This is a genomic window from Prauserella alba, from assembly GCF_024171735.1.
GTDB lineage: Bacteria > Actinomycetota > Actinomycetes > Mycobacteriales > Pseudonocardiaceae > Prauserella > Prauserella alba.
Map to the genome: position 1 here is coordinate 143,532 of NZ_JAMTCH010000004.1, position 20,044 is coordinate 163,575.

Sequence of the window (20,044 nt, forward strand, 5' to 3'; positions counted from 1 at the left end):
CGGCTGCGACTCCGGTCAGCCCTCGCCACCCATGCCCAGGTCGCCCATCCCGCCGGGGTCGACGGACTCCTCGGCATGGTCGTCGTAGGCCCGGGCACTGACCCAGCCCGCCGCGCTGCCCGCCGCCAGATAGGGCGTTGCGCCGCCGAGAGCGCCCGCGACCCGCTGGAAACGGGTCCGCTCGTTGGCGTCGGGAATCGGCTGCGCGGCCTGCTCGGCGGGCGGACGTTCGATCCGCCACGGAGTTTCCTCGGGACGCACGTCCGCCAGGAACTCGGCTGTGGGATCCGCAGGATCGTCGGCCCACTGCTCGTCGGCCCACTGCTCGTCGGCCCGCTGGTCGTCGGCCCGCTGGTCGTCGCTCATCGGCCAACGATGACACCGGCAACGGGCCGCTGCCACTGGTTCGCCGAGATCACCGCAGTGCCACCGCCCCGATGGGCGGATTCAGAACAGCAGCGGCAGCAACGCGTGCCTGCGGCGGACGACCGCGCCGTACCGGCCGTCGAGCCGCAGCCACGCGTCGGTGGCCGTGACACGCACGACGTCGCCGTCGACCGAGGAGTCGACGAACCCCATGCCGGACAGGGCGAACAGGCACCGCATCGGCACCTCGAGTTCGGTGTCGTCGCCGGACACGGTCAGCACGGTCTGGTCCATGAGCGACGCGGGCGGCGTGCCCTGCGGGCCGACGTTCTCCTTGGCCACGGCGACCCCACGATCGGCCAGGTCGGCGACGACGGCCGCAGGGAGAGTGTCGACCTGGCGCCATCCCGCTCCGGCCGGCAGTTCGGAACGCCACAGCAGATCGCGCGACGGCCCTGGGTCCATCCGCTCTCCCGGCGCGACGGTCAGCGCAGCGAGCAGTTCCGACCCTGACACGGTCACGTCGCCCGGATCGATCTCACCTTCCACCGCGCGCGTCACGAGCACCTCGAACGGGGTGCTCGCCCATGCCTCCAGCACGCCGGGTCCGCGCATGCGCAGCCGCACGACCGCCTGCCCGTCCAGGCGCACCGCCCTGGCGATGAACGCGCCGAGCGATTCCCGGTCGGCCGCGTCGGGGATTCGCAACTCAGGCATCGCCGCTCTCCGGGATATGGTCCGCGAGGAACGCACGCTCCTGATCGGCGAGCCTGCGGGGACGGGCGGAGCCGACGTCGTACGGCGCCAGCAGCGTCCACGCCGTGACGGCCACCGGATCCGATTCGGACGGTCCGTTGTGGACACGGTAGGCGAGGGTGAAGGATGCCCTCCGCAGCAGGGTCATCGTGATACCCACCCGCAGTTGTTTGCCGTCAACGATCACCGGCTCCTTGTAGTCGACCCCGAGCTTCACCACGACCGTACCCTTCGCGAACTCGCCGAGGCCCTGCGCGCTCGCGTCGTCGAACAGCAACGGCACCCGCGCCTCCTCCAGCAACGTCACCATACGCGCATGGTTGACGTGACCGAACGCGTCCATATCGGACCAGCGCGGCCGGACATGCGTCACGTACTCACCGGCGCTCATCCGACCGTGCTCCGGATCTGCCGTGCTGCCACCGACAGCGTCGCGAGGTCGATGCGCCCGGATCGCGAGATCTCGTCGAGCGTGACGCGTGAACGGGCCAGCCGGGAGGCGTTGGCCTGCTCCCACTTGGCGATCTTGTCGTCGACCGAGTCGCCGGGGTCGCTGTGCCGCAATGCGTCCCGCGTGATCGCCCGCAACGAGCCGTACAGGTCGTCACGCAGCGCGAGCCTCGCCAGCGCGTGCCACCGGTTGTCCCGCTCGAGCTGGTTCACCGACGCCAGCATGTGGTCGAATCCCAGGTGGTCCGACAAGGCGAGGTACAGCTCGGCGACGTCCACCGGGGTGCCCTCGCCGTCCGGCTCGGCCAGCTCGGCCACCTCCGTGATGTCCAGCAGCGCATACCCGAGCAGCAGCTCACTGACGCGCTCCGCGAGCGCAGCGGGAACACCCGCGGCGGTCAGCCTGCCGACCTCGGCGCGGACCTTCTCGGCCTCGCGCCCGCGCACCAGCTTGCCCAGCTGACCGTTCATCGCCCGCACCGGCTCGCCGAACCGGTTGATCTCCGCGCCGACCGCCAGCGGCTGCGGACGGTTCGTCAGGAACCATCGGGACGCCCGGTCGAGGAGCCTGCGGGTCTCCAGCACCATCTCGTCGGCGATGTCGGTCGCCACGAGGTTGTCGAGTTCCGCGATCGCCTGCCACACCTCGGAAAGGCCGTAGACGTTCGTGACGACCGAGTAGGCCCGCACCGCGTCGGTCGCCGTGGCGTTGAGCTCCTCGGCGAGGCGGAACGCGTACGTCAGGCCCGCACCGTCGACGACCTCGTTGACCAGCCACGTCGTCGTGATCTGCCGCAGCAGCGGATGCTTGGCCACCGACGCGCCGAACCGGTTGCGCAGCGGCGTCGGAAAGTACTCGGCGGCGCGGCGGCTGAACACCTCGGCGTCGGGCAGTTCACTGGCGAGGATCTCGTCCTTCAGGTCCAGCTTGACGTGCGCCAGCACAGTGGCCAGCTCCGGCGACGTCAGCCCCTGCCCGTCCTTCTCGAGCTCGCCGAACCCGGGGTCGGCGGGCAGCGCCTCCAGCTGCCGGTCCAGTGCACCCTTCGCCTCGAGCGCACCGACCAGCCTGCGGTGCACGGACACCATCGCATCCGTGTGGTGGCGCGCGACCCCCAGCACCGCGTTCTGCGTGTAGTTGTCCCGCAGCACCAGTTCGCCGACCTCGTCGGTCATGACCTCGAGCAGCTCGTTGCGCTCGGAGACGGCCAGCTCCCCGGTCTCGACGAGCTTGTCGAGCAGGATCTTGATGTTGACCTCGTGGTCGGAGCAGTCCACGCCCGCCGAGTTGTCGAGCGCGTCGGTGTTGACCTTGCCGCCGTGCCGGGCGAACTCGATACGCCCGCGCTGCGTGAGGCCGAGGTTGCCGCCCTCCCCGATGACCTTGGCGCGGACCTGGCTGCCGTTGACACGCACGGCGTCGTTGGCCTTGTCGCCCGCGTCCGCGTGCCGTTCGCTCTCAGCCTTCACATAGGTGCCGATGCCGCCGTTCCACAGCAGATCGACCGGCGCCTGCAGGATCGCGTGGACCAGCTCGGCCGGCGACATGCTGTCGACGCCGTCGATTCCCAGGGCCTCGGCCACCTGCGGCGTGATCGGGACGGTCTTCGCGCTGCGCGGGTAGATCCCGCCGCCCTCGCTGATCAACGAGCGGTCGTAGTCGTCCCACGTCGAACGCGGCAACTCGAACAAGCGCGTGCGCTCGGCGAACGCACTCGCCGCGTCGGGGTTCGGGTCGAGGAAGATGTGCAGGTGGTTGAACGCGGCCACGAGCCGGATGTGCTCCGACAGCAGCATGCCGTTCCCGAACACGTCGCCGCCCATGTCGCCGATGCCGACGACCGTGAAGTCCTGGCTCTGCGTGTCGACGCCGACCTCGCGGAAATGCCGCTTGACGCTCTCCCAGGCACCCTTCGCGGTGATGCCCATGTCCTTGTGGTCGTAGCCGACCGAACCGCCGGAGGCGAACGCGTCGCCCAGCCAGAAGCCGTAGCTCTTGGCGACCTCGTTGGCGATGTCGGAGAACGTCGCGGTGCCCTTGTCCGCGGCGACGACCAGGTAGTTGTCGTCCCCGTCGTAACGGACGACGTCGCGCGCGGGCACCGTGACGCCGTCGACGAGGTTGTCGGTGAGGTCCAGCAGGCCGGAGATGAACATGCGATAGCAGGCCACGCCCTCGGAGTGCTGCGCCTCGCGGTCGATACCCGGGTCGCCGGTGGCCATCGGCGGGCGCTTGACGACGAACCCGCCCTTGGCCCCGACCGGCACGATGACCGCGTTCTTGACCGCCTGCGCCTTCACCAGACCGAGCACCTCGGTGCGGAAGTCCTCGCGGCGGTCCGACCAGCGCAGCCCACCCCTGGCGACCGAGCCGAACCGGAGGTGGACACCTTCCACCCTCGGTGAGCACACGAAGATCTCGTAGGCCGGACGGGGTTCGGGTAGGTCCGGCACCTGCTGCGGATCGAGCTTGAACGCGAGGTACGGACGCGCGGCGCCGTCGGCGTCGGTCACCCGGTAGTTCGTGCGCAGCGTTGCCACGATGACCGACAGCAGCCTGCGCAGGATCCGGTCCTGATCCAGGCTCGTGACCTCGTCGATCATCGCGTTGATCTCGTCGACCTGTTCGCTCGCACCGTCCTCGCGCAGCGCGTCGTCCTGACCGAACCTGGTTTCGAACAGCCGCACCAGCGCAGTCGCGATGTCGGTGTGGGCCAGCAGCGTCGTCTCGATGTAGTCCTGCGAGTACGGCGAACCCGCCTGCCGCAGGTAGCGGGCGTAGGAGCGCAGCACCGCGACCTGCCGCCAGTCCAGTCCGGCACGCAGCACGAGAGCGTTGAACCCGTCGACCTCGGCGTCACCCCGCCACTCGGCGGCGAAGGCGTCCTGGAAGCGCACCTGGAGGTCCTTCTCGGCCTCGATCGCCGCGAGCACGTCCGGGTCGATACGGAGGCCGAAGTCGTAGATCCACAGGCGGGCGCCGTCCTCCCGCGAGAGTTCGTACGGCCGCTCGTCGACCACCTCGACACCCATGCGCTGCAACAACGGCAGCATCGTCGACAGTGTCACGCCGTCGCCCTGGGTGTAGAGCTTGAACCGGCGCTCCCCCGGCGCCGCATCGTCGGGCAGGTAGAACGACATGCGCACGTCGCCACGGCCGTCGAGGGACTCGAGCAGCCTCAGATCGCGCAACGCCGACTCGGCGTCGAAGTCCTCCTTGTACGCCTCGGGGAACACCGTGGCGTAGCGCTGCGCCTGTTCCGTGGCCGATTCCTCGCCCGCGAACGTCACGGCCTTGCCGTCCCCCGCGCGCTCGCGCCGCTCGGCGAGGATCGCCTCCACCATCAGGTCGTCCCAGCTGCGCATGGCCTCGGACAGCCGCTCCTGGATGCGCAGCGTGTCGGGCTCGACGGTCGCACCCGGATCGGTGTGGACGGTGAAGTGCACCTGCGCGAGCTGCGTCTCACCCAGCCTCGTCGCGTACTCCAGGTGCGTGCCCTCGAGCTCGTCCAACAGCACCTGCTGCATCGCCAGCCGCGACCGCGTCGTGTACCGGTCGCGGGGCAGGAACACCAGGCACGAGTAGAACCTGCCGTACGTGTCGCGGCGGAGGAACAGTCGCAGCCTACGGCGATCGGCCAGCGTGATCGCGCCCGTCGCCGTGGCGTACAACGAATCCGGATCCGCCGAGAACAGGTCCGCCCGCGGCCAGTTCTGCAGCACTTCCAGCATCCGCTGGCCGGAGTAGGACTGCATCGGGAACCCGGCCCGGTGGATGACCTCCCGGACACGGCGTTCGACGACCGGGATGTCGAGTACGTCCTCGTGCAGTGCGGTCGTGGTGAACATGCCGAGGAAACGGTGCTCACCGGTGACGTTGCCGTCGTTGTCGAACGTCTTCACGCCGACGTAGTACGGGTAGATCGGCCGGTGCACCGTCGACGGCGCGCCGGCCTGCGTGAGCACCAACAGCTCCGGCTTCAGCGCCTGAGCCGTCGAATCCGGCCCAGCGGTGAGGTTGCGCGCGGCGAGGCTGTCCTGCCGCAGCACCCCCAGTCCCGACGCCAGTACCGCACGCAGCGCGGCCTCACCGCCGTCGTCGATCACCTCGTAGTGCCGGTAACCGAGGAACGTCAGGTGACCGTCGGCCAGCCAGCGGAGCAGCTGCGCACCGTCGCGAACCTCCTGCTCCGGCAACGGCGGCGGGGTGACGTCGAGTTCGTCGGCCAGCGAGACCGCGGTGGCGGCCATGCGATCGGTGTCCTCGACGACCTCCCGGACGTCTTCGAGCACCGCCAGCAGCCGATGGTCGCACTCGCGGGCGCGGTCCACATCGGTGATCGAGTCGATCTCCAGGTACATCCACGACTCGACGGTCGCGCCCGCGGGCGGCTGCTCGACGTCGCCACCCGGATGGAGCTCCTGCAACCCGCCGGACATGTCGCGCGTGACCAACATGATCGGGTGCACGATGCGCTGCACGTGCACACCGCCTCGCGCCAGCTCCGCCACGACCGAGTCGACCAGGTACGGCATGTCGTCGGTGACGACCTGGATGACGGTCGACTCGCTCGACCAGCCGTCCTCCGCGGTCGTCGGATTGAACAGGCGGAGCGCGGGCCTGCCCGGAACCCGGTTGCGCGCCAGCTCCAGGTGCGACCGCACGGCGCCGACGAGATCGTGCGGGCTCTCACCGATGATCTCCTCGGCGGGGATCAGGCGGTAGTAGTGACCGATGAGGTCGCCGATGTCCGGCGCCTGCGCCGCAGCGGCGGCGATCAGGTCGTCCCGGAGTTGTTCCGGGCTCCGCCGGCTGGGGGTCGGGCCTCCCCGGTCCGCGTTCTGCGGACGGGACTGGACACCGGTCGAGCTCATGTCGGGCAACGCAACTCTCCAACTCTGGCGATGACAGCTCGGACATGCCGTTCGGTCGTCGCCACTGTATCGGGACGCTGCCCTTCGGGTCGCCGGATGGCGCCGGTCTAGCGATCGTGGCGACCGCCGCGCCCCCGAGCATGCGTGCTGCCGTTGCGGCGGCTGCCGTTCACGCCCACGCCACTGCCGACGGCGTGGCCCTCACGGTCCTCCCCACTCGGCGTCGACGCGAGCGCGGCACCCGAAGCGACCTGGTGCTCGGCGAGGGCGCGCGCGAGCAACTCCGCCAACCCGGCGTCCTCCGGCGGTTCGTCGAGCGGGAGCTCGTGCCGGGGCAGGTCCGGCACCCCGGCCGCGGTGTCGGACACTGCCGGTTCGCCGACGTCGGAGTCCGACACGCTGGGGTCCCACCGGCTGGGCTCCCACCGGCTGGGCTCCCACCGGCTGGGCTCCGAGACGGCCGACGACAGGGCGGCGGATTCCGGGTTCGCGGATTCCGGGGTCGCCGACTCCGGGGTTGCGGGTTCCGACGCAGCAGGTTCCGAACGGGAGGGTTCGGAACCTGCGGGTTCGGGAGCTGCGGGTTCGGGAGCTGCGGGTTCGGGAGCGGAGGACGCACGAGTGGCAGGCAGGTCCGCTTCCGCATCGGCCGTCGCCGCCCGTTCCGGCTCGGCCGCCGCGGCGCCCTCACCGGAGTCCGGATCCCCGCCCGACGTGAACGCTTCGATCGGCAACAACGGCGGCGGCAACTTGACCCGCGGCAGCCACGGGTCCGCTACGGACTCGTGGGCGGCACCGAAACCACTGTCGGAACCTCCGGTCTCGGCTATGGCCCCGAACGCGCCGTAGCCGACATCGGCGCACTCACCGGCACGGCGGTCGGTGACACCGTGTTCAGCGGCACCGTGGTGGGTGGCACCCACACCCGGTGCGCCGCCATCAGGCATGGCGTGATGCGTGGTGCTGGGACCCGCAATGCTGCGATCCGTGGTGTTGTGATCCGTAATGCTGCGATCCGTCGTGTTGTGATCCGTGGTGTTGGGATCGTTGCCGCTGTGCCCGCCGGGCGCCCCGCGCATGTCGGAACCCGCGGTCTCGACATGCGACGGGGCCGCCGTGGTCTCGTCAGTGACGGCGGAGATGATCGCCGTGGAGTCGTCGAGCTGGGGTGCGGAGGCCGTCGCTGCAGCGAGGATCGGCTCGACGCTGGCTCCGGCCGTTCCGGAATCCAGCACGTCCGAAGCCGCCGACTCCGTGGATCGGGACGTCGCTGCGTCGAGCTCGGCCGTCCTGGCGGCCAGGGCGTCTGTCTCGGCGGCCGACGGCAAGCCTGACATTCCCGAACCCGCCGACGCGGACGAGTATGCCGCCGTTCCCGGCACCGTGCGCTCCGGCGGCGATCCGGCCACCGGAGAAGCCGCGTCCGGAACCCGGTGCGACGCGGCCTCGCCGGACCCGTCCACCTCGGGAGTGTCCGATGCGGCTGCGTGGCGGCGCCCGCCCCGGGACGGCGAAATGCCCAGCCGGTCCAGGACCGAACGTGCAGTGATCGAGCCGTGCTCCACGTCGTGACGCCGCCGCTTCCTCGGAGAGCCCCGCTCGGCGGACTGTTCGGACGCCGTGTCGGCAGCGGCGGCAGTCGACCCGTCCGGCGCGACGTCGCCTCCCACGGAGGCCGCCTCGCCGGAGGACGTGTCAGCCGTCGCCGCCCCGTCGGTGGGTTCGGCACCGGCAGCGGCGTCGTCGGTCCTGGTGGGCGCCGAGGCCGCCCGTTCCGCTGCCCGCTGTTCCGTGACTTGCTGTTCTGTGACTTGCTGTTCCGTGCCAGGAGAGGCCGTGTGCGCCTGCGCGGTCTCCGCGGGTGCCGTGTCGGCCGAAGCGGTGTCGGTCGGAGCGGTGTCCGCGGGGTCGGTGCGCATGGCCGTAGGAGCGGCCGACTCCGCGGTCGTGGACCGATCCCTCGGCGGCCCGTCCGAACGCGGTATCGCGGGCATGACCATGGTGGCTTCGGCTGCTGTCTCCGCCGGCTCGTGCGTGGAGCGCCGGTCGTCGGCAGCGGTCGTCCCGTCGCTCGACGCCGACGATGCCGTGCCCGCTGTCGATGCGGCGTCGCCGGCGACTGCCGCTCCGTTCCGGGGCTTCGCACCGTGGCCGTTGACCGGCTGATGACCGTTCACCGCCGTGCCGCCGGCGAGCCCGGAGCCGTTTCGCTGAGTGGGATGGCCGGCGACCGGAGTGCCGTTGGCCGCACCGGCGTGCTCGGCTCCGACGGCGACCTGCGAGGGGGCAGGACGCGCGGGCTCCGGCTCGGCGGCCGCTACGGGGGCGGAGGGCGTTTGCTGCGGGCGGGCCGAGGTGACGATCTCCGCGAGGTCGACCGGCGCTTGTTCGCCAGAACCGAACTCGCCGTGCAGTACGGCACGCGCTTGGCTGCGGGCCCGCGCGTACCGCTGTTCGGCTGCCCTGGCGTTGTGCAGGCACGTCACGGCTTCGGCGGCATTGCCGATGCGTTCCTCGACGTTCGCCAACTCCAGCCACAGCCGCGCGACCACCGCGTCGAGGTCGTGGCGCACGACTCCGTACAGGGCGTCACGCAACATCGTGGCGGCGGATTCGGCCGCACCGTTGCTGAGCAGGACCCGTGTAGCCAGTGCGGCACGGAGCCACGCGGTGGGCGCGACGGCCGCGGCGCGTTCCGGTTGGTCGAACAGTGACTGCGCCGCTTCCAGTGCGGGCTCTCCGTCGCCGCGGTCCAGCAGCGAGCACACCAGCTCGAGGACGAGCCGCACCCTCGCGACGCCGCCGTCGCGAGCCGGGTCTTCCATCCGGTCCAGAAAGCCGATGCCGGTGCGGGCTGCGTCGGCGGCACCCATCGTGTCGCCGTGCCGCCTGCGGTGCGCCGACACCCCGAGCCGGATCATGCCGCGCGCCATGAGCTTGTCGTCCTCGTCGAGCGTGGCGTCACCGGCCACGAGACGATCGCCTTCGAGCAGCACCCGGTCGAGTTCGGCCTTGCGTCCCAGCGTGCCGAGGCAGCCAACGAGATGGCACAACGCGGTCGCCCTGCGCACGGTCGACAGGCCGCTCACGGTGAGCACCGGCCGCAGGATGGCCAGGCCGGTGAGGGGCGCGCCGACACTGCGCGCGCACACGGCCAGGTCGGTGCGGACCTGCGCGGCGATCACCGGCAGCTCGGCGTCCTCCGCTGCACGCAGGGCCGCGACCGCGCGGCCGACGGTCGAGGCACGATGCCCGAGCAGCACGTGGGCGTGGACGACGGTGGCCTCGGCTCGGACCCACAGCGCATTCGCGCCGGCGGCTTCTGCCAGGCTCGCTGCCCGTTCCCCGAGGATCGCGGCGAGTTCCGGCGCACGCCACTCCATCGTCTCGGCACGGTCCAGGAGCTGCTCCACCGCGGAGAGGTCGCCGACGCCGCCCGACGTGACGTCGTCTCGGTGCACACCACGAGGAACCGCGGTGTCGCGGTCGTTGACCGCGTGCGTACCGGCCGACTCAGTGGCAACCACGGGGACTCCGCTCTGTGAGGCCTTCCATTCCTGCAGATGGGCGTGCCGACGAGTCGACGGTCCGGGGCCGGGCCCCGCTCGGGTTACCCGGCCCGGCCGCCGACTCGTGAGAGACCGACCCTATCCAACGTTGCAGCGGTCCCTGGTCCGGGTGATCAGTCCCGGGTGAGCTTCCGGTGGGTCACCCGGTGCGGACGCGCCGCCTCCTGGCCCATGCGCTCGATCTTGTTCTTCTCATAGCCCTCGAAGTTGCCCTCGAACCAGAACCACTTCGCCGGGTTCTCGTCGTCACCCTCCCACGCGAGGATGTGGGTGGCGATGCGGTCGAGGAACCAGCGGTCGTGGGAAATGACCACGGCGCAGCCCGGGAACTGTTCGAGTGCGTTCTCCAGCGAGCCCAGCGTCTCGACGTCCAGGTCGTTGGTCGGCTCGTCCAGCAGGAGCAGGTTGCCGCCCTGCTTGAGGGTCAGCGCCAGGTTGAGGCGGTTGCGCTCACCGCCGGAGAGCACTCCTGCCTTCTTCTGCTGATCGGGGCCCTTGAACCCGAACGCACTGACGTAGGCACGGGACGGCATCTCGACCTGGCCGACGTTGATGAAGTCGAGCCCATCGGAGACGACCTCCCACACGGACTTGTTCGGGTCGATACCGGCCCGATTCTGGTCCACATAGGCCAGCTTGACGGTGTCGCCGATCTTGACACTGCCTTCGTCCGGTTCCTCGAGGCCGACGATCGTCTTGAACAGCGTCGTCTTACCGACACCGTTCGGGCCGATGACGCCGACGATGCCGTTGCGCGGGAGCATGAACGACAGGTCGTCGATCAGCAGGCGGTCGTCGAAGCCCTTCTTGAGGTGCTCGACCTCGACCACCGTGTTGCCCAACCGCGGACCCGGCGGGATCTGGATCTCCTCGAAGTCGAGCTTCTTGCTCTTCTCCGCCTCCTCGGCCATCTGCTCGTACCGCTCGAGGCGCGAGCGGGACTTGGTCTGGCGGGCCTTGGCGTTGGAGCGCACCCATTCCAGTTCGGACTTGAGCCGCTTGGCGAGCTTGGCGTCCTTCTTGCCCTGTACCTCGAGCCGTTCCCGCTTCTTCTCGAGGTAGGTGGAGTAGTTGCCCTCGTAGCCTTCGACGCGGCCACGGTCGAGCTCCATGATCCACTCGGCCACGTTGTCCAGGAAGTACCTGTCGTGCGTGACGGCGAGCACGGCGCCCGGGTAGTTGGCCAGGAACTGTTCGAGCCACAGCACGCTCTCGGCGTCCAGGTGGTTGGTGGGCTCGTCGAGCAGCAGCAGGTCCGGCTTCGACAGCAGCAGCTTGCACAGCGCGACACGGCGCCGCTCGCCACCGGACAGGTGCTCGACGGGCTCCTCGCCGGGTGGGCAGCGGAGCGCGTCCATGGCCTGCTCGAGCTGCGAGTCGAGCTCCCACGCGTCGGCGTGGTCGAGCGCCTCCTGGAGCTTGCCCATCTCGGCCATGAGCTCGTCGGTGTAGTCGGTCGCCAACTGCTCGGCGATCTCGTTGAACCGGTCGAGCTTGACCTTGATCTCGCCGAGGCCCTCCTCGACGTTGCCGCGCACCGTCTTCTCCTCGTTCAGCGGCGGCTCCTGTTGCAGGATTCCGACACTGGCGCCCGGCTGGATGAACGCCTCGCCGTTGCTGGGCTGGTCGAGTCCCGCCATGATCTTCAGGACGGTCGACTTGCCCGCACCGTTCGGGCCCACGACGCCGATCTTCGCGCCCGGGAAGAACGCGGTGCTGACATCGTCGAGAATCACCTTGTCCCCGACGGTCTTGCGCACCTTCTTCATGGTGTAGATGAACTCGGCCATACCGCGATCGTAGAGCCGAGCCGTGAACCGGCTGACGGCGCCTCGCCTTGTCGCCCGCGACGGTCCGCATCTCGGCTCTCGACGTTGCGGACACGGTCAGGCCGCCGAGGCGGCCGCCATCGCCGGCTCCGCCGTTTCCCCGGCTTCGTGACCAGGAGCGGGACGGTTCCTGCCCCGGGGGCGCCGCTGGACACCGCTGGTGCACCACGACAGATTCGGGCCGACGGCCTGTGCCTCCAGCTCGGTGACCGTGCGCGGCTGCCCGTCGGTGACGAACTCCGTCGTATACAACCGTCCGCTGACCACGACCGGATCACCCTTGGACAGCGAGTCCCGCACGTTCTCCGCGAGCCGTCGCCAGCACGAGACGCGCACCGCGAGGGAACGGCCGTTGCACCACTCCCCCGTTTCCTTGTCGTAGCGCCGTTCGTTGCTGCGCAGCCAGAATCCGGCTACCGCGCCGCTGTGGGTGTCCTTCATGAACACGTCACTGGAGATGTTGCCCACCACGGTCACCGTGGTCTCACCGATCGCCATTGCCGTTCCTTTCTCGCCGGGGTTCGGTGACTCCACCGTGCCCTGCGAGGACGGCCCGCGGCGCCGCCGCGGCGAATCTGTGGACAGCCGTCGGCGACGTGGACAACCAGCCGCGATCGGGCTGGGTCGCACTGAAATCGTCGGTGGGGCGTGCTACTCGCGCCGGGTGCCGCTCGCGAGTTCCTTGAGCATCGCGTTGTAGGCGGCCAGATCCTGCTCGCCCGTGGCGTCCTCCCGCCGGTCGCGGCGACGTGCCTCCCGGTCGTCGGCCCTGGCCCATTGGACGAGCAGAGCGACCATCACGACCACCACGGGAATCTCACCCGTCGCCCATGCGATACCTCCGCCGGTTCGCTGGTCCAGCAGCAGGTCCTCGACCCACGGCAGCCCGAGACCGCGGTAGAACGGCTCACCGATCACCGTCTGCATGTTCATCAGCGTCACGCCGAAGAACGCGTGGAACGGCATCGAGACGAACACCATGCCGAGCTTGGCCAGGTGCGGCAGCTTGCGCGGGGACGGGTCGATGCCGATCACCGGCCAGTAGAAGACGTAGCCCGCCAGCAGGAAGTGGGCCTTCATCGCCAGGTGCGCCCAGTGATAGTTCAGCGCGGAGTCGAACATCCCCGAGTAGTAGAGGCCGTAGAAGGAACCGACGAACAACGTCGTCGCCACCACAGGGTTGGTCAGCGCTCGCGTCACAGGCGAGTGCACGAACGCCAGCAGCCACTCCCGTGGCCCAGGCGGTGCGTCCCTGCCCGCGGTCGGCAGCGCGCGCAGGGCCAACGTGACCGGTCCGCCGAGGACGAGCAGCACGGGCACGCCCATCGACAGGAACATGTGGCTGACCATGTGCATGCTGAACATCGACGGCGAATAGCGCCCGATTCCGGACGATGTCGCCACGAGCAGCATGGCGCAGCCGAGCACCCACGCCCAGGTGCGGCCGACGGGCCAGGGGTCACCGCGGCGGCGCAACCTGCGCACCCCGGCCAGATAGAGACCGGCCAGCACGATCGCCGCGGTGCCGTAGACGAGGTCGAACCGCCATGCCGTGAGCAGCGTCCAGGACGTGGGGGCACCGGAGAGCTCGTAGCCGAGCAGCAGCTCGGTCGTCGACGGCTGTGCGGCGATCTCCGCGGGCGGAGGGGTCCGTGCGAGTGCCGCCGCGAGTCCGATGGTGACCAGCATGATCAGCACTTCGACACCGGCGAGACGCAGCAGCTGCCCCCCTCCCGCGCCGTCGCGGAGCCCAGCGATGCTGCGGCTGCGCTGCTGGTGCCCGAACACGCCGAGCATCAGCAGCAGGACCACTTTCGCCAGCACGAGCAGGCCGTAGTCGGTGGTGAGCAGGTCACCCGGCGCGACCCGCACGAGGGCGTTGACGACCCCGGACGCGGCCATGACGATCCAGGCGACCAGCGCGATCTTCGAGAACCGGGTTGCGGCGAGCGTCAGGTGGGCGCCTCTCCTTCGCCCGTGGGCGAGCAGCGCGATGAGCCCGCCGACCCACAATGCCGCGCCGAGCAGGTGGTACAGCAGGCTGTTCGTGGCCATGTCGTGGGAGCCGCCGCTGGCGGAGTGGCCGGTCACGGCCACGGGCAGCAGGCCTGCGACGGCCACGAAGAACAGCACCGTCGTCCAGCCCCACGTCAGTACCAAGCGACAGCCGAGGACGAGCAGCAGCGCGATGCCCGACGTCATGAGCCAGGCCTTCGGCTGTTCGATGGCCCCGACGAAGTTGAGGAACACCTCGGGATCGAGCAGGTCGGTGACCGGACGGCCGGCACCGTCGGCGGCGACGAAGAACACCGAGGTCAGAGCGAGGACGAACCAGGCCCACGCGGCGTGGCCCGCGGTGCGGACGGCCGCGTATCCGTCGGCGGCGAGCGTGCCGGACCGCTGGGGTGGCACGAGGAACGCGGCGAGCAGCAGCGATCCGATGCACACAGCCGAGGCGAGGTCGGCGGCGACCCGCACAACGGTGATGCCGTAGGTGGTGAGCGGGCCCGGGTCGGAGATACCGGCGACCGCGCCGAGTCCGCCCGTCAGCGCTATCAGGCCGACGGCGACGACGATGCCGAGGAGTGCGCCGACCGTCAGGAGGGGTGCGATACCCGCTCCGCGCGGCACGCGGACGTCGGACTCGGGGTCGGCTTCGGTGGACACGGTTACGAGGGTAGGCCGCCGACCAGCGGCCGGGTCCGCCGGTGGGCGCGTGACGCCGGGCACGCCGCGAAGGCCTCGACATAGCAGCGTTCGACACGGGCCACAAGCAGGTTCTCGGAAACTGTGGACAACCGGCGAACGTGAGTAGGTACCCGTAACTCGAACGAGTCTTTCCTCGTGAGTTGTCCACAGAATCGCGTTTTCCTACTGACATTCCGGTCATCCTTCGCCATCGTTGGATCACACCCGAACACGACGTTTCGACCATGGGGGAGAAAACCGATGACCCGACGCCACGTCACCTTCCGCACCGCGTTGCCGGCCGTTCTGCTCGGCGCCGTCGCCGCGACGGCCGGCCTGGCCGCACCGGCCACGGCGGGAACGCCCGACGGCGCAGCCCCGCGCTCTGCGAGCGCACACTCTGCTGCCCCGGCCTCCGCGTCACCCTCGCCGGGGTCAGAGCATCCGCACCATCCGGAGTTCGCCTGCAACTCGGGGGAGTTCTGCGCCTGGCAGGAGGAGTTCTACGGCGGAAAGCTACAGCGGTTCGACCTTCGCAATACGCAGACGGAACAATGCGTGACGCTGGACGATGCAATGGAGGCACACTCGTTCGTAACCAGAATGGAACGGCATGTCACCGTCTACCAGGACAGTGAATGCGCCACGCAGGCCGATTTCAGCACCTATCCGGGACCGGGGACGTTCGTTCCGCAGGCACCGTACGTCGTGCGCGCGATCCAGGTCTGGGAGTGACGGCACCGCAGGCCCCGAACCCGGCCGGCTCACCGGGACGTCGCGGATGGGGAACCCGTGACGTCCGGGAGGCCGGTCAGGATGCGGTCACGTAGCCCCGACCGTGACCGCGCCGTGGGGGCGCCGTCCGATGGAGCGTGCTCCCCGCGCTCCGCCCCGCGCCCGGCGCCCCCACGGCACCTCCTCGTTCACCCGCGGCGGTCCGCGCCGTATCCTGGCCCTCGGTTCTAGTGGACACCGCCGCCCACCGTGGTGTCGGACACGGCCGACATGCGCGACCGGCGGGATGCGGACACGACGCCCGCGGGGCACCCGCGGCACGGTGGCCCGTTGGGGCGGGGCGAGTGTGATCCACGTAGCACCATGAGACACGAGTGAAACGAATCGGGCACATCGCACGATCACATACACGGCGATGACTAAGCTGGCTCACCGCGGTCGGCACGGTCGCGCCAGGCCTCCGTAGCTCAGCTGGATAGAGCAAGAGCCTTCTAATCTCTAGGTCGCAGGTTCGAGTCCTGCCGGGGGCGCCCTCTCTGACCTGCAGGTTTTTCTGCGGGCGCCGAGAGATCCTGCCGGCTGGTGCTCCCTTCGTGGTGCCGGTCGTTCCGCGGGATCCCTACCGCGGCACGGACCGTGACCGCCCCTCCGCTCGTGACTGCGCCGATAGCCGACGATGAGGTCGTCGCCGATCGTGGCGTGCGAACCCGCCACGCGACGCCGGTAACGGGGAAGCCGGGCGCGGTCGTCAGATCAACGCCGTCACGTCGGGTTCGGAGCCGGTGGAGATCGTTCCGACCGGCTCGAACGTCTCGAGGTCGAGGATCGCGACCGTGTCGATGTCCAGCAGGGTGACGAACGCCGTCGGCTCGGACGGGTGGAACGAGATCCCCGCCGGGATGCCCTCGAACCGGACGGAACGCTCCTCCCGCAGGTCGGAGTCGTACCGGGTGACGGTGCGGTTCTCGATGTCGGTGGTCAGCAACGCGTCCTGCCCCGGAACGACGTAGACGCGCAACGGGTCACCCGGCACGGTCGCCCGCTTCCGTTCCTGCAGCGTCCGCGCGTCCAGCGCGACGAGTTCCCTGTCCTGCCTGGCGCCCACGTACAGCCACTTCTCGTCGTGGCTCAGCGCGCAGCTCTCCGGCAACCGTCCCGGCGAGACCACCACGGGCGGCTCGGCGGCGTCGTGCGGGTCGACCCTGCTCACGGTGTGCGACAGCAGGCCGGTGACGTAGGCCAGCGACCCGGCACGGTTCGTCACCACCATGTGCGTCTTGATCCCGGCGGTGTGCACCGCGGCGGAGGGCACCTCGGCACGCTGCGGATCGTCGACGCGCAGCAGAACCGCCTTCTCCTCGCTCAGCACGTAGAGGCGGTCCCGTTCGTCGATCGCGATGCCGTGCAGCCGGTTGAACGGGCTGAGATCGATGGTCCGGACGAGCGCACGTGCCGCCAGATCGACGACGAACACGCTCGACCCACCGGCGCCCACGTCGCCGGACATGCGCACGCCGTAGTGTCCGATGTAGGCGAACTCCCGCGCACCGTCGACCACCATCTCGTGCGGGTACTTGCCGAGCTCGATCCGGTCGAGCAGGCTGCCGTCGGCGACGTCGTGGAAAGCGACGGCGTGGCCGCTCTTCTCCACCACCACGAGCGTTCCTTCGACCCGGCCGTCCCGGCCGCTGCCCGCTTCGTTCACCGTCGCCACTCCCACCACGTCGACACCGTCCTCGATACCGCCCGGGATCCCCGCGCAACACTATGACCGGGCACGGCCGGGATCAACGACCCGCCGCCGCGCTGTACCGCCGACGGCCACAGGTGGTCGACGACCGGGAGCACGATGCCCGGCTCGGTGGCCGGCCGAGACATGTGCCCGGCCACCGACCTCATCCGCCCGATGCGCACCCCTGTGACGCGATCACCTGTCGGCCAGTGCCATGAGCAGCTCTGCGATCAGCGCCGTGCGGCCGGGCACGTGATCGAGGAGCACGTGCTCGTGCCGGGCGTGGGCACCGCCGCCGACCGCACCGAGCCCGTCCAGCACCGGCCTGCCCAGCGCCGACACGAAGTTGCCGTCGCTGGCACCGCCGACACCGACCTGCCCGAGTTCCCAGCCCGCCTCGGCCGCGATGCTCTCGGCGAGGCGGAACAACTCGTCGGAACCGGGATTGCGCACCATCGGCGGCCGGTTCCACTCCCCCTCGACCGTCACGCTCGCCCGCGCGTCGGACGTCCGCAACGCCGCGAACGCCGCGTCGATCCTGCCCATCTCGTCGGGCTCCGACACGCGCACATCGATACCGCAGGTCGCGGACCCCGCGACGACGTTGCAACCGGTGCCGCCCTCGATGAGACCAACGTTGACGGTCGTCCCCCGGTCGCGGTCCCCGAACGCAGCGATCTGCCCGACCAACCGCGCGAGCTCGTGGATCGCGCTGACACCCGCGTCGGGGTCGAGCCCCGCATGCGACTCGACACCGGCGACCGTGACGTCGAACAGTCCGACCCCCTTGCGCACGGTCTTCAGGTTCCCGTCCGCAGCCCCCTCGAACACCAGCGTCGCCAGCACGTCCTCGCTGAGTCGTTCGATGAGCGGCCGCGCGACCGGGCTTCCGATCTCCTCGTCACCGTTCAGCAGCAGCCGAACCGTGGGACGCGGCATGCCGAGCTCAGCGAGGCACCGCAACGCCCACACCGACTGCACGAGACCCAACTTCATGTCGAACGCGCCGGGCCCAGTCGCACGGTCACCGTCCACCGAGAACGGCCACGCCGTCAGCGTTCCCTCCGGCCAGACGGTGTCGTAGTGGCACAGCACGAGCACCGTCCCCGGCGCGGTACCGGGGTAGCCGACCTCCAGCGCGTCCCCGTACTTCCCGCCGTCGTGCAGCCGCCGCTCACCCGGCTCGCCGAGTCGTTCGGCCAGCCAGCGCTCGATCTCCCCGATCCCCGTACCCAGCAACGCCTTGTCGTCGCTGGGGGTTTCCAGTTCGACGAGCGTGCGCAGGTCGGCGGTCATGTCCGGCAGTGCGCGCTCCGCCCAGCCCTGGATCGTCAGTTCCGACACTGTCTCCCCTCCTCTTCGTCAGCGCACGGGTGCGCCGGGTCCGAGCGGGAGGCCGATTCCCCACCAGACCAAGAACAACAACGTCCACGCCGTGAGCACGCTCAGCGCGATCGGCAACGTCAACGACATCAGCGTCCCGATGCCCGCCTGCTTCCGGTACCGCTGCAGGAAGCCGAGCGCCATCGCGAAGTACGGGCTCATCGGGCTGATCAGGTTCGTACCCGAGTCGGCGATGCGGTACAGCGCGAGCGTCGTCTCCGCCGGAACGTTCAACAACAGGAACATCGGCACGAACACCGGCGCGATCAGCGTCCACAACGCGGACCCGCTGGTCAACAACACGCCCATCACCGAAGCCGCGACCAGCATGCCGAGGAACATCACGACCGTCGGCACATCGGCGTGATCCAGCAGCTCCGCACCCCGGATCGCGACGACCTCGCCCATGTTCGTCCACTTGAAGTAGGCGATGAACTGGCTGGCCGCGAAGAACAACACGATCACGGGTGCCAGGTCCCGCACGCCCTGCGCCATGGCGACGGGGATCTCGCGAGCTCTCGTCAGACTGCCGGTGGTGCGGCCGTAGACGTACCCGGTGAGCAGGAACGTCAGCCCGAGCACGACGGCGATACCCGTGACCACGGCCGAGTCGAGCACCCCGCCGTCCTCGCCGCGCGCCGGCGAACCCGGCGGGATCAACGCGGCCGCCACCACGCCGACGATGCCCAGCAACACCCAGCCTGCGTTGCGCAGCCCCTTACGCTCCGCATCGGACAGCGTCATCGAGCCGAGCTCCTCGTCGACCCCGTCGCCGTCGACCTCGATGCTTTGCGCACGCCGGGTCAGCACGAACTCGGTGACGGCCGTGATCACCAGCGCGAGCACGATCGCCGAGGACGCGGTGAAGAAGTAATTGGCCAGCGGGCTGACCACATGGCCCGGCTCGACGAGTTCGGCGGCGCTGGTCGTGATCCCGGCGAAGAGCACGTCGCCCGCGGTGATGAAGACCGAAGCGTCGTAGCCCGCCGCGATCGACGCGTACGCGACGACCAGCCCGAGGATCGGGCTCCGGCCCGCCGCCTTGAACACGAGCGCACCCAGCGGCACGAGGACGACGTAGGCGGCGTCCGAGGCCACGCTCGCGGAGATCCCGGCGAGCGACAGCGCGAACGTCAGGTACTTCGGCTGGACCCGCGTCACCGTGCGCCGCAGCAACGCCGTGAGCATGCCGCTGCGCTCGGCGACCGCGACGCCGAGCATCACCGCGACGATCAGCGCCAGCGGCGGGAACGACGCGAAGTTGTCGACGGCCTCACCGAGCATCACGTGCAGCCCGTCCCGGGACAGCAGGCTCGTGATCTCGACCCGTTCGCCGTCGGCCGGCGAGACCGCGAACACGCCGACGGCGTCCAGGACGGCGCTGAGCACGATGACGACGCCCGCCATCAGCACGAACAGCCAGAACGGGTGCGGCAGCTTGTTCCCGACGCGCTCGATGACGCCGAGCAACCGCAACAGCAACCGCAGCGGTCGCGATGTCTCCGGCGGCACCGCGTTCGTCTCGGTGGAAGTCACGAAGGCCCCCGTTCGCCGTGGGTGGGAAGTTGCTTGATTAGAGAACCTAACGAACGCTTTGGTCAAGTTACGAGTTGGTGTCGCACGCTTCACGCGCTGAACCCAGGCTGAGTGCTAGTTTCATT

At 69.8% G+C, this 20,044-nt stretch carries 12 protein-coding genes and 1 tRNA gene; 2 read left to right on the forward strand and 11 right to left on the reverse strand.

All coding sequences use genetic code 11. The features are described 5' to 3' along the window. Nucleotides 1-15: 15 nt before the first annotated feature. The 8 genes from LY12_RS09630 to LY12_RS09665 form a co-directional block, all read right to left on the reverse strand. On the reverse strand, nucleotides 16-366 hold the full coding sequence (locus tag LY12_RS09630) for a hypothetical protein (RefSeq protein WP_253855223.1): 351 nt from the start codon (nucleotides 364-366) through the stop codon (nucleotides 16-18). 81 nt (nucleotides 367-447) lie between these two features. Then, nucleotides 448-1,083: a DUF8010 domain-containing protein gene (locus LY12_RS09635; RefSeq protein WP_253855224.1), complete on the reverse strand. Its 636-nt coding sequence runs from the start codon at nucleotides 1,081-1,083 to the stop codon at nucleotides 448-450. Then, nucleotides 1,076-1,513 (reverse strand): acyl-CoA thioesterase, encoded by a 438-nt coding sequence (locus tag LY12_RS09640; protein ID WP_253855225.1) that lies wholly within the window; start codon nucleotides 1,511-1,513, stop codon nucleotides 1,076-1,078. The genes LY12_RS09635 and LY12_RS09640 overlap by 8 nt, the downstream gene beginning before the upstream one ends. After that, nucleotides 1,510-6,447, reverse strand: coding sequence for an NAD-glutamate dehydrogenase (locus tag LY12_RS09645; RefSeq protein WP_253855226.1), 4,938 nt, complete (start codon nucleotides 6,445-6,447; stop codon nucleotides 1,510-1,512). Before LY12_RS09645 ends, LY12_RS09640 begins: the two co-directional genes overlap by 4 nt. Before the next feature lie 107 nt (nucleotides 6,448-6,554). Further along, a complete protein-coding gene (locus tag LY12_RS09650; protein ID WP_308292094.1) occupies nucleotides 6,555-9,974 on the reverse strand; it encodes a hypothetical protein in 3,420 nt (1,139 codons plus the stop codon). A gap of 155 nt (nucleotides 9,975-10,129) precedes the next feature. After that, complete coding sequence (gene ettA, locus LY12_RS09655; RefSeq protein WP_253855227.1) at nucleotides 10,130-11,806, reverse strand: energy-dependent translational throttle protein EttA; 1,677 nt, start codon at nucleotides 11,804-11,806, stop codon at nucleotides 10,130-10,132. A 96-nt stretch (nucleotides 11,807-11,902) separates the two neighbouring features. After that, nucleotides 11,903-12,343, reverse strand: coding sequence for a single-stranded DNA-binding protein (gene ssb, locus LY12_RS09660; RefSeq protein WP_253855228.1), 441 nt, complete (start codon nucleotides 12,341-12,343; stop codon nucleotides 11,903-11,905). 153 nt (nucleotides 12,344-12,496) lie between these two features. After that, nucleotides 12,497-14,458: a bifunctional copper resistance protein CopD/cytochrome c oxidase assembly protein gene (locus tag LY12_RS09665; protein WP_253857265.1), complete on the reverse strand. Its 1,962-nt coding sequence runs from the start codon at nucleotides 14,456-14,458 to the stop codon at nucleotides 12,497-12,499. Between the two features lie 336 nt (nucleotides 14,459-14,794). Here LY12_RS09665 and LY12_RS09670 point away from each other — a divergent pair, with 336 nt between their 5' ends. Beyond that, nucleotides 14,795-15,268, forward strand: coding sequence for a peptidase inhibitor family I36 protein (locus tag LY12_RS09670; RefSeq protein ID WP_253855229.1), 474 nt, complete (start codon nucleotides 14,795-14,797; stop codon nucleotides 15,266-15,268). A gap of 456 nt (nucleotides 15,269-15,724) precedes the next feature. Further along, nucleotides 15,725-15,798, forward strand: a tRNA-Arg gene (locus LY12_RS09675). Nucleotides 15,799-16,016: 218 nt separating this feature from the next. Here the strand turns inward: LY12_RS09675 and LY12_RS09680 are convergent. The 3 genes from LY12_RS09680 to LY12_RS09690 form a co-directional block, all read right to left on the reverse strand. Then, on the reverse strand, nucleotides 16,017-16,991 hold the full coding sequence (locus tag LY12_RS09680; protein WP_253855230.1) for a YncE family protein: 975 nt from the start codon (nucleotides 16,989-16,991) through the stop codon (nucleotides 16,017-16,019). A 204-nt stretch (nucleotides 16,992-17,195) separates the two neighbouring features. Beyond that, nucleotides 17,196-18,344 (reverse strand): M20 family metallopeptidase, encoded by a 1,149-nt coding sequence (locus tag LY12_RS09685; protein WP_372493490.1) that lies wholly within the window; start codon nucleotides 18,342-18,344, stop codon nucleotides 17,196-17,198. 18 nt (nucleotides 18,345-18,362) lie between these two features. Continuing rightward, nucleotides 18,363-19,919 (reverse strand): AbgT family transporter, encoded by a 1,557-nt coding sequence (locus LY12_RS09690; protein ID WP_253855232.1) that lies wholly within the window; start codon nucleotides 19,917-19,919, stop codon nucleotides 18,363-18,365. Between the last annotated feature and the right edge of the window lie 125 nt (nucleotides 19,920-20,044).

What these genes read in the sequence shown, in the direction of transcription:
- LY12_RS09630 (WP_253855223.1), bottom strand. Translation starts at nt 366, where the DNA reads ATGAGCGACGACCAGCGGGCCGACGACCAGCGGGCCGACGAGCAGTGG.
- LY12_RS09635 (WP_253855224.1), bottom strand. Translation starts at nt 1,083, where the DNA reads ATGCCTGAGTTGCGAATCCCCGACGCGGCCGACCGGGAATCGCTCGGC.
- LY12_RS09640 (WP_253855225.1), bottom strand. Translation starts at nt 1,513, where the DNA reads ATGAGCGCCGGTGAGTACGTGACGCATGTCCGGCCGCGCTGGTCCGAT.
- LY12_RS09645 (WP_253855226.1), bottom strand. Translation starts at nt 6,447, where the DNA reads ATGAGCTCGACCGGTGTCCAGTCCCGTCCGCAGAACGCGGACCGGGGA.
- ettA (WP_253855227.1), bottom strand. Translation starts at nt 11,806, where the DNA reads ATGGCCGAGTTCATCTACACCATGAAGAAGGTGCGCAAGACCGTCGGG.
- ssb (WP_253855228.1), bottom strand. Translation starts at nt 12,343, where the DNA reads ATGGCGATCGGTGAGACCACGGTGACCGTGGTGGGCAACATCTCCAGT.
- LY12_RS09670 (WP_253855229.1), top strand. Translation starts at nt 14,795, where the DNA reads ATGACCCGACGCCACGTCACCTTCCGCACCGCGTTGCCGGCCGTTCTG.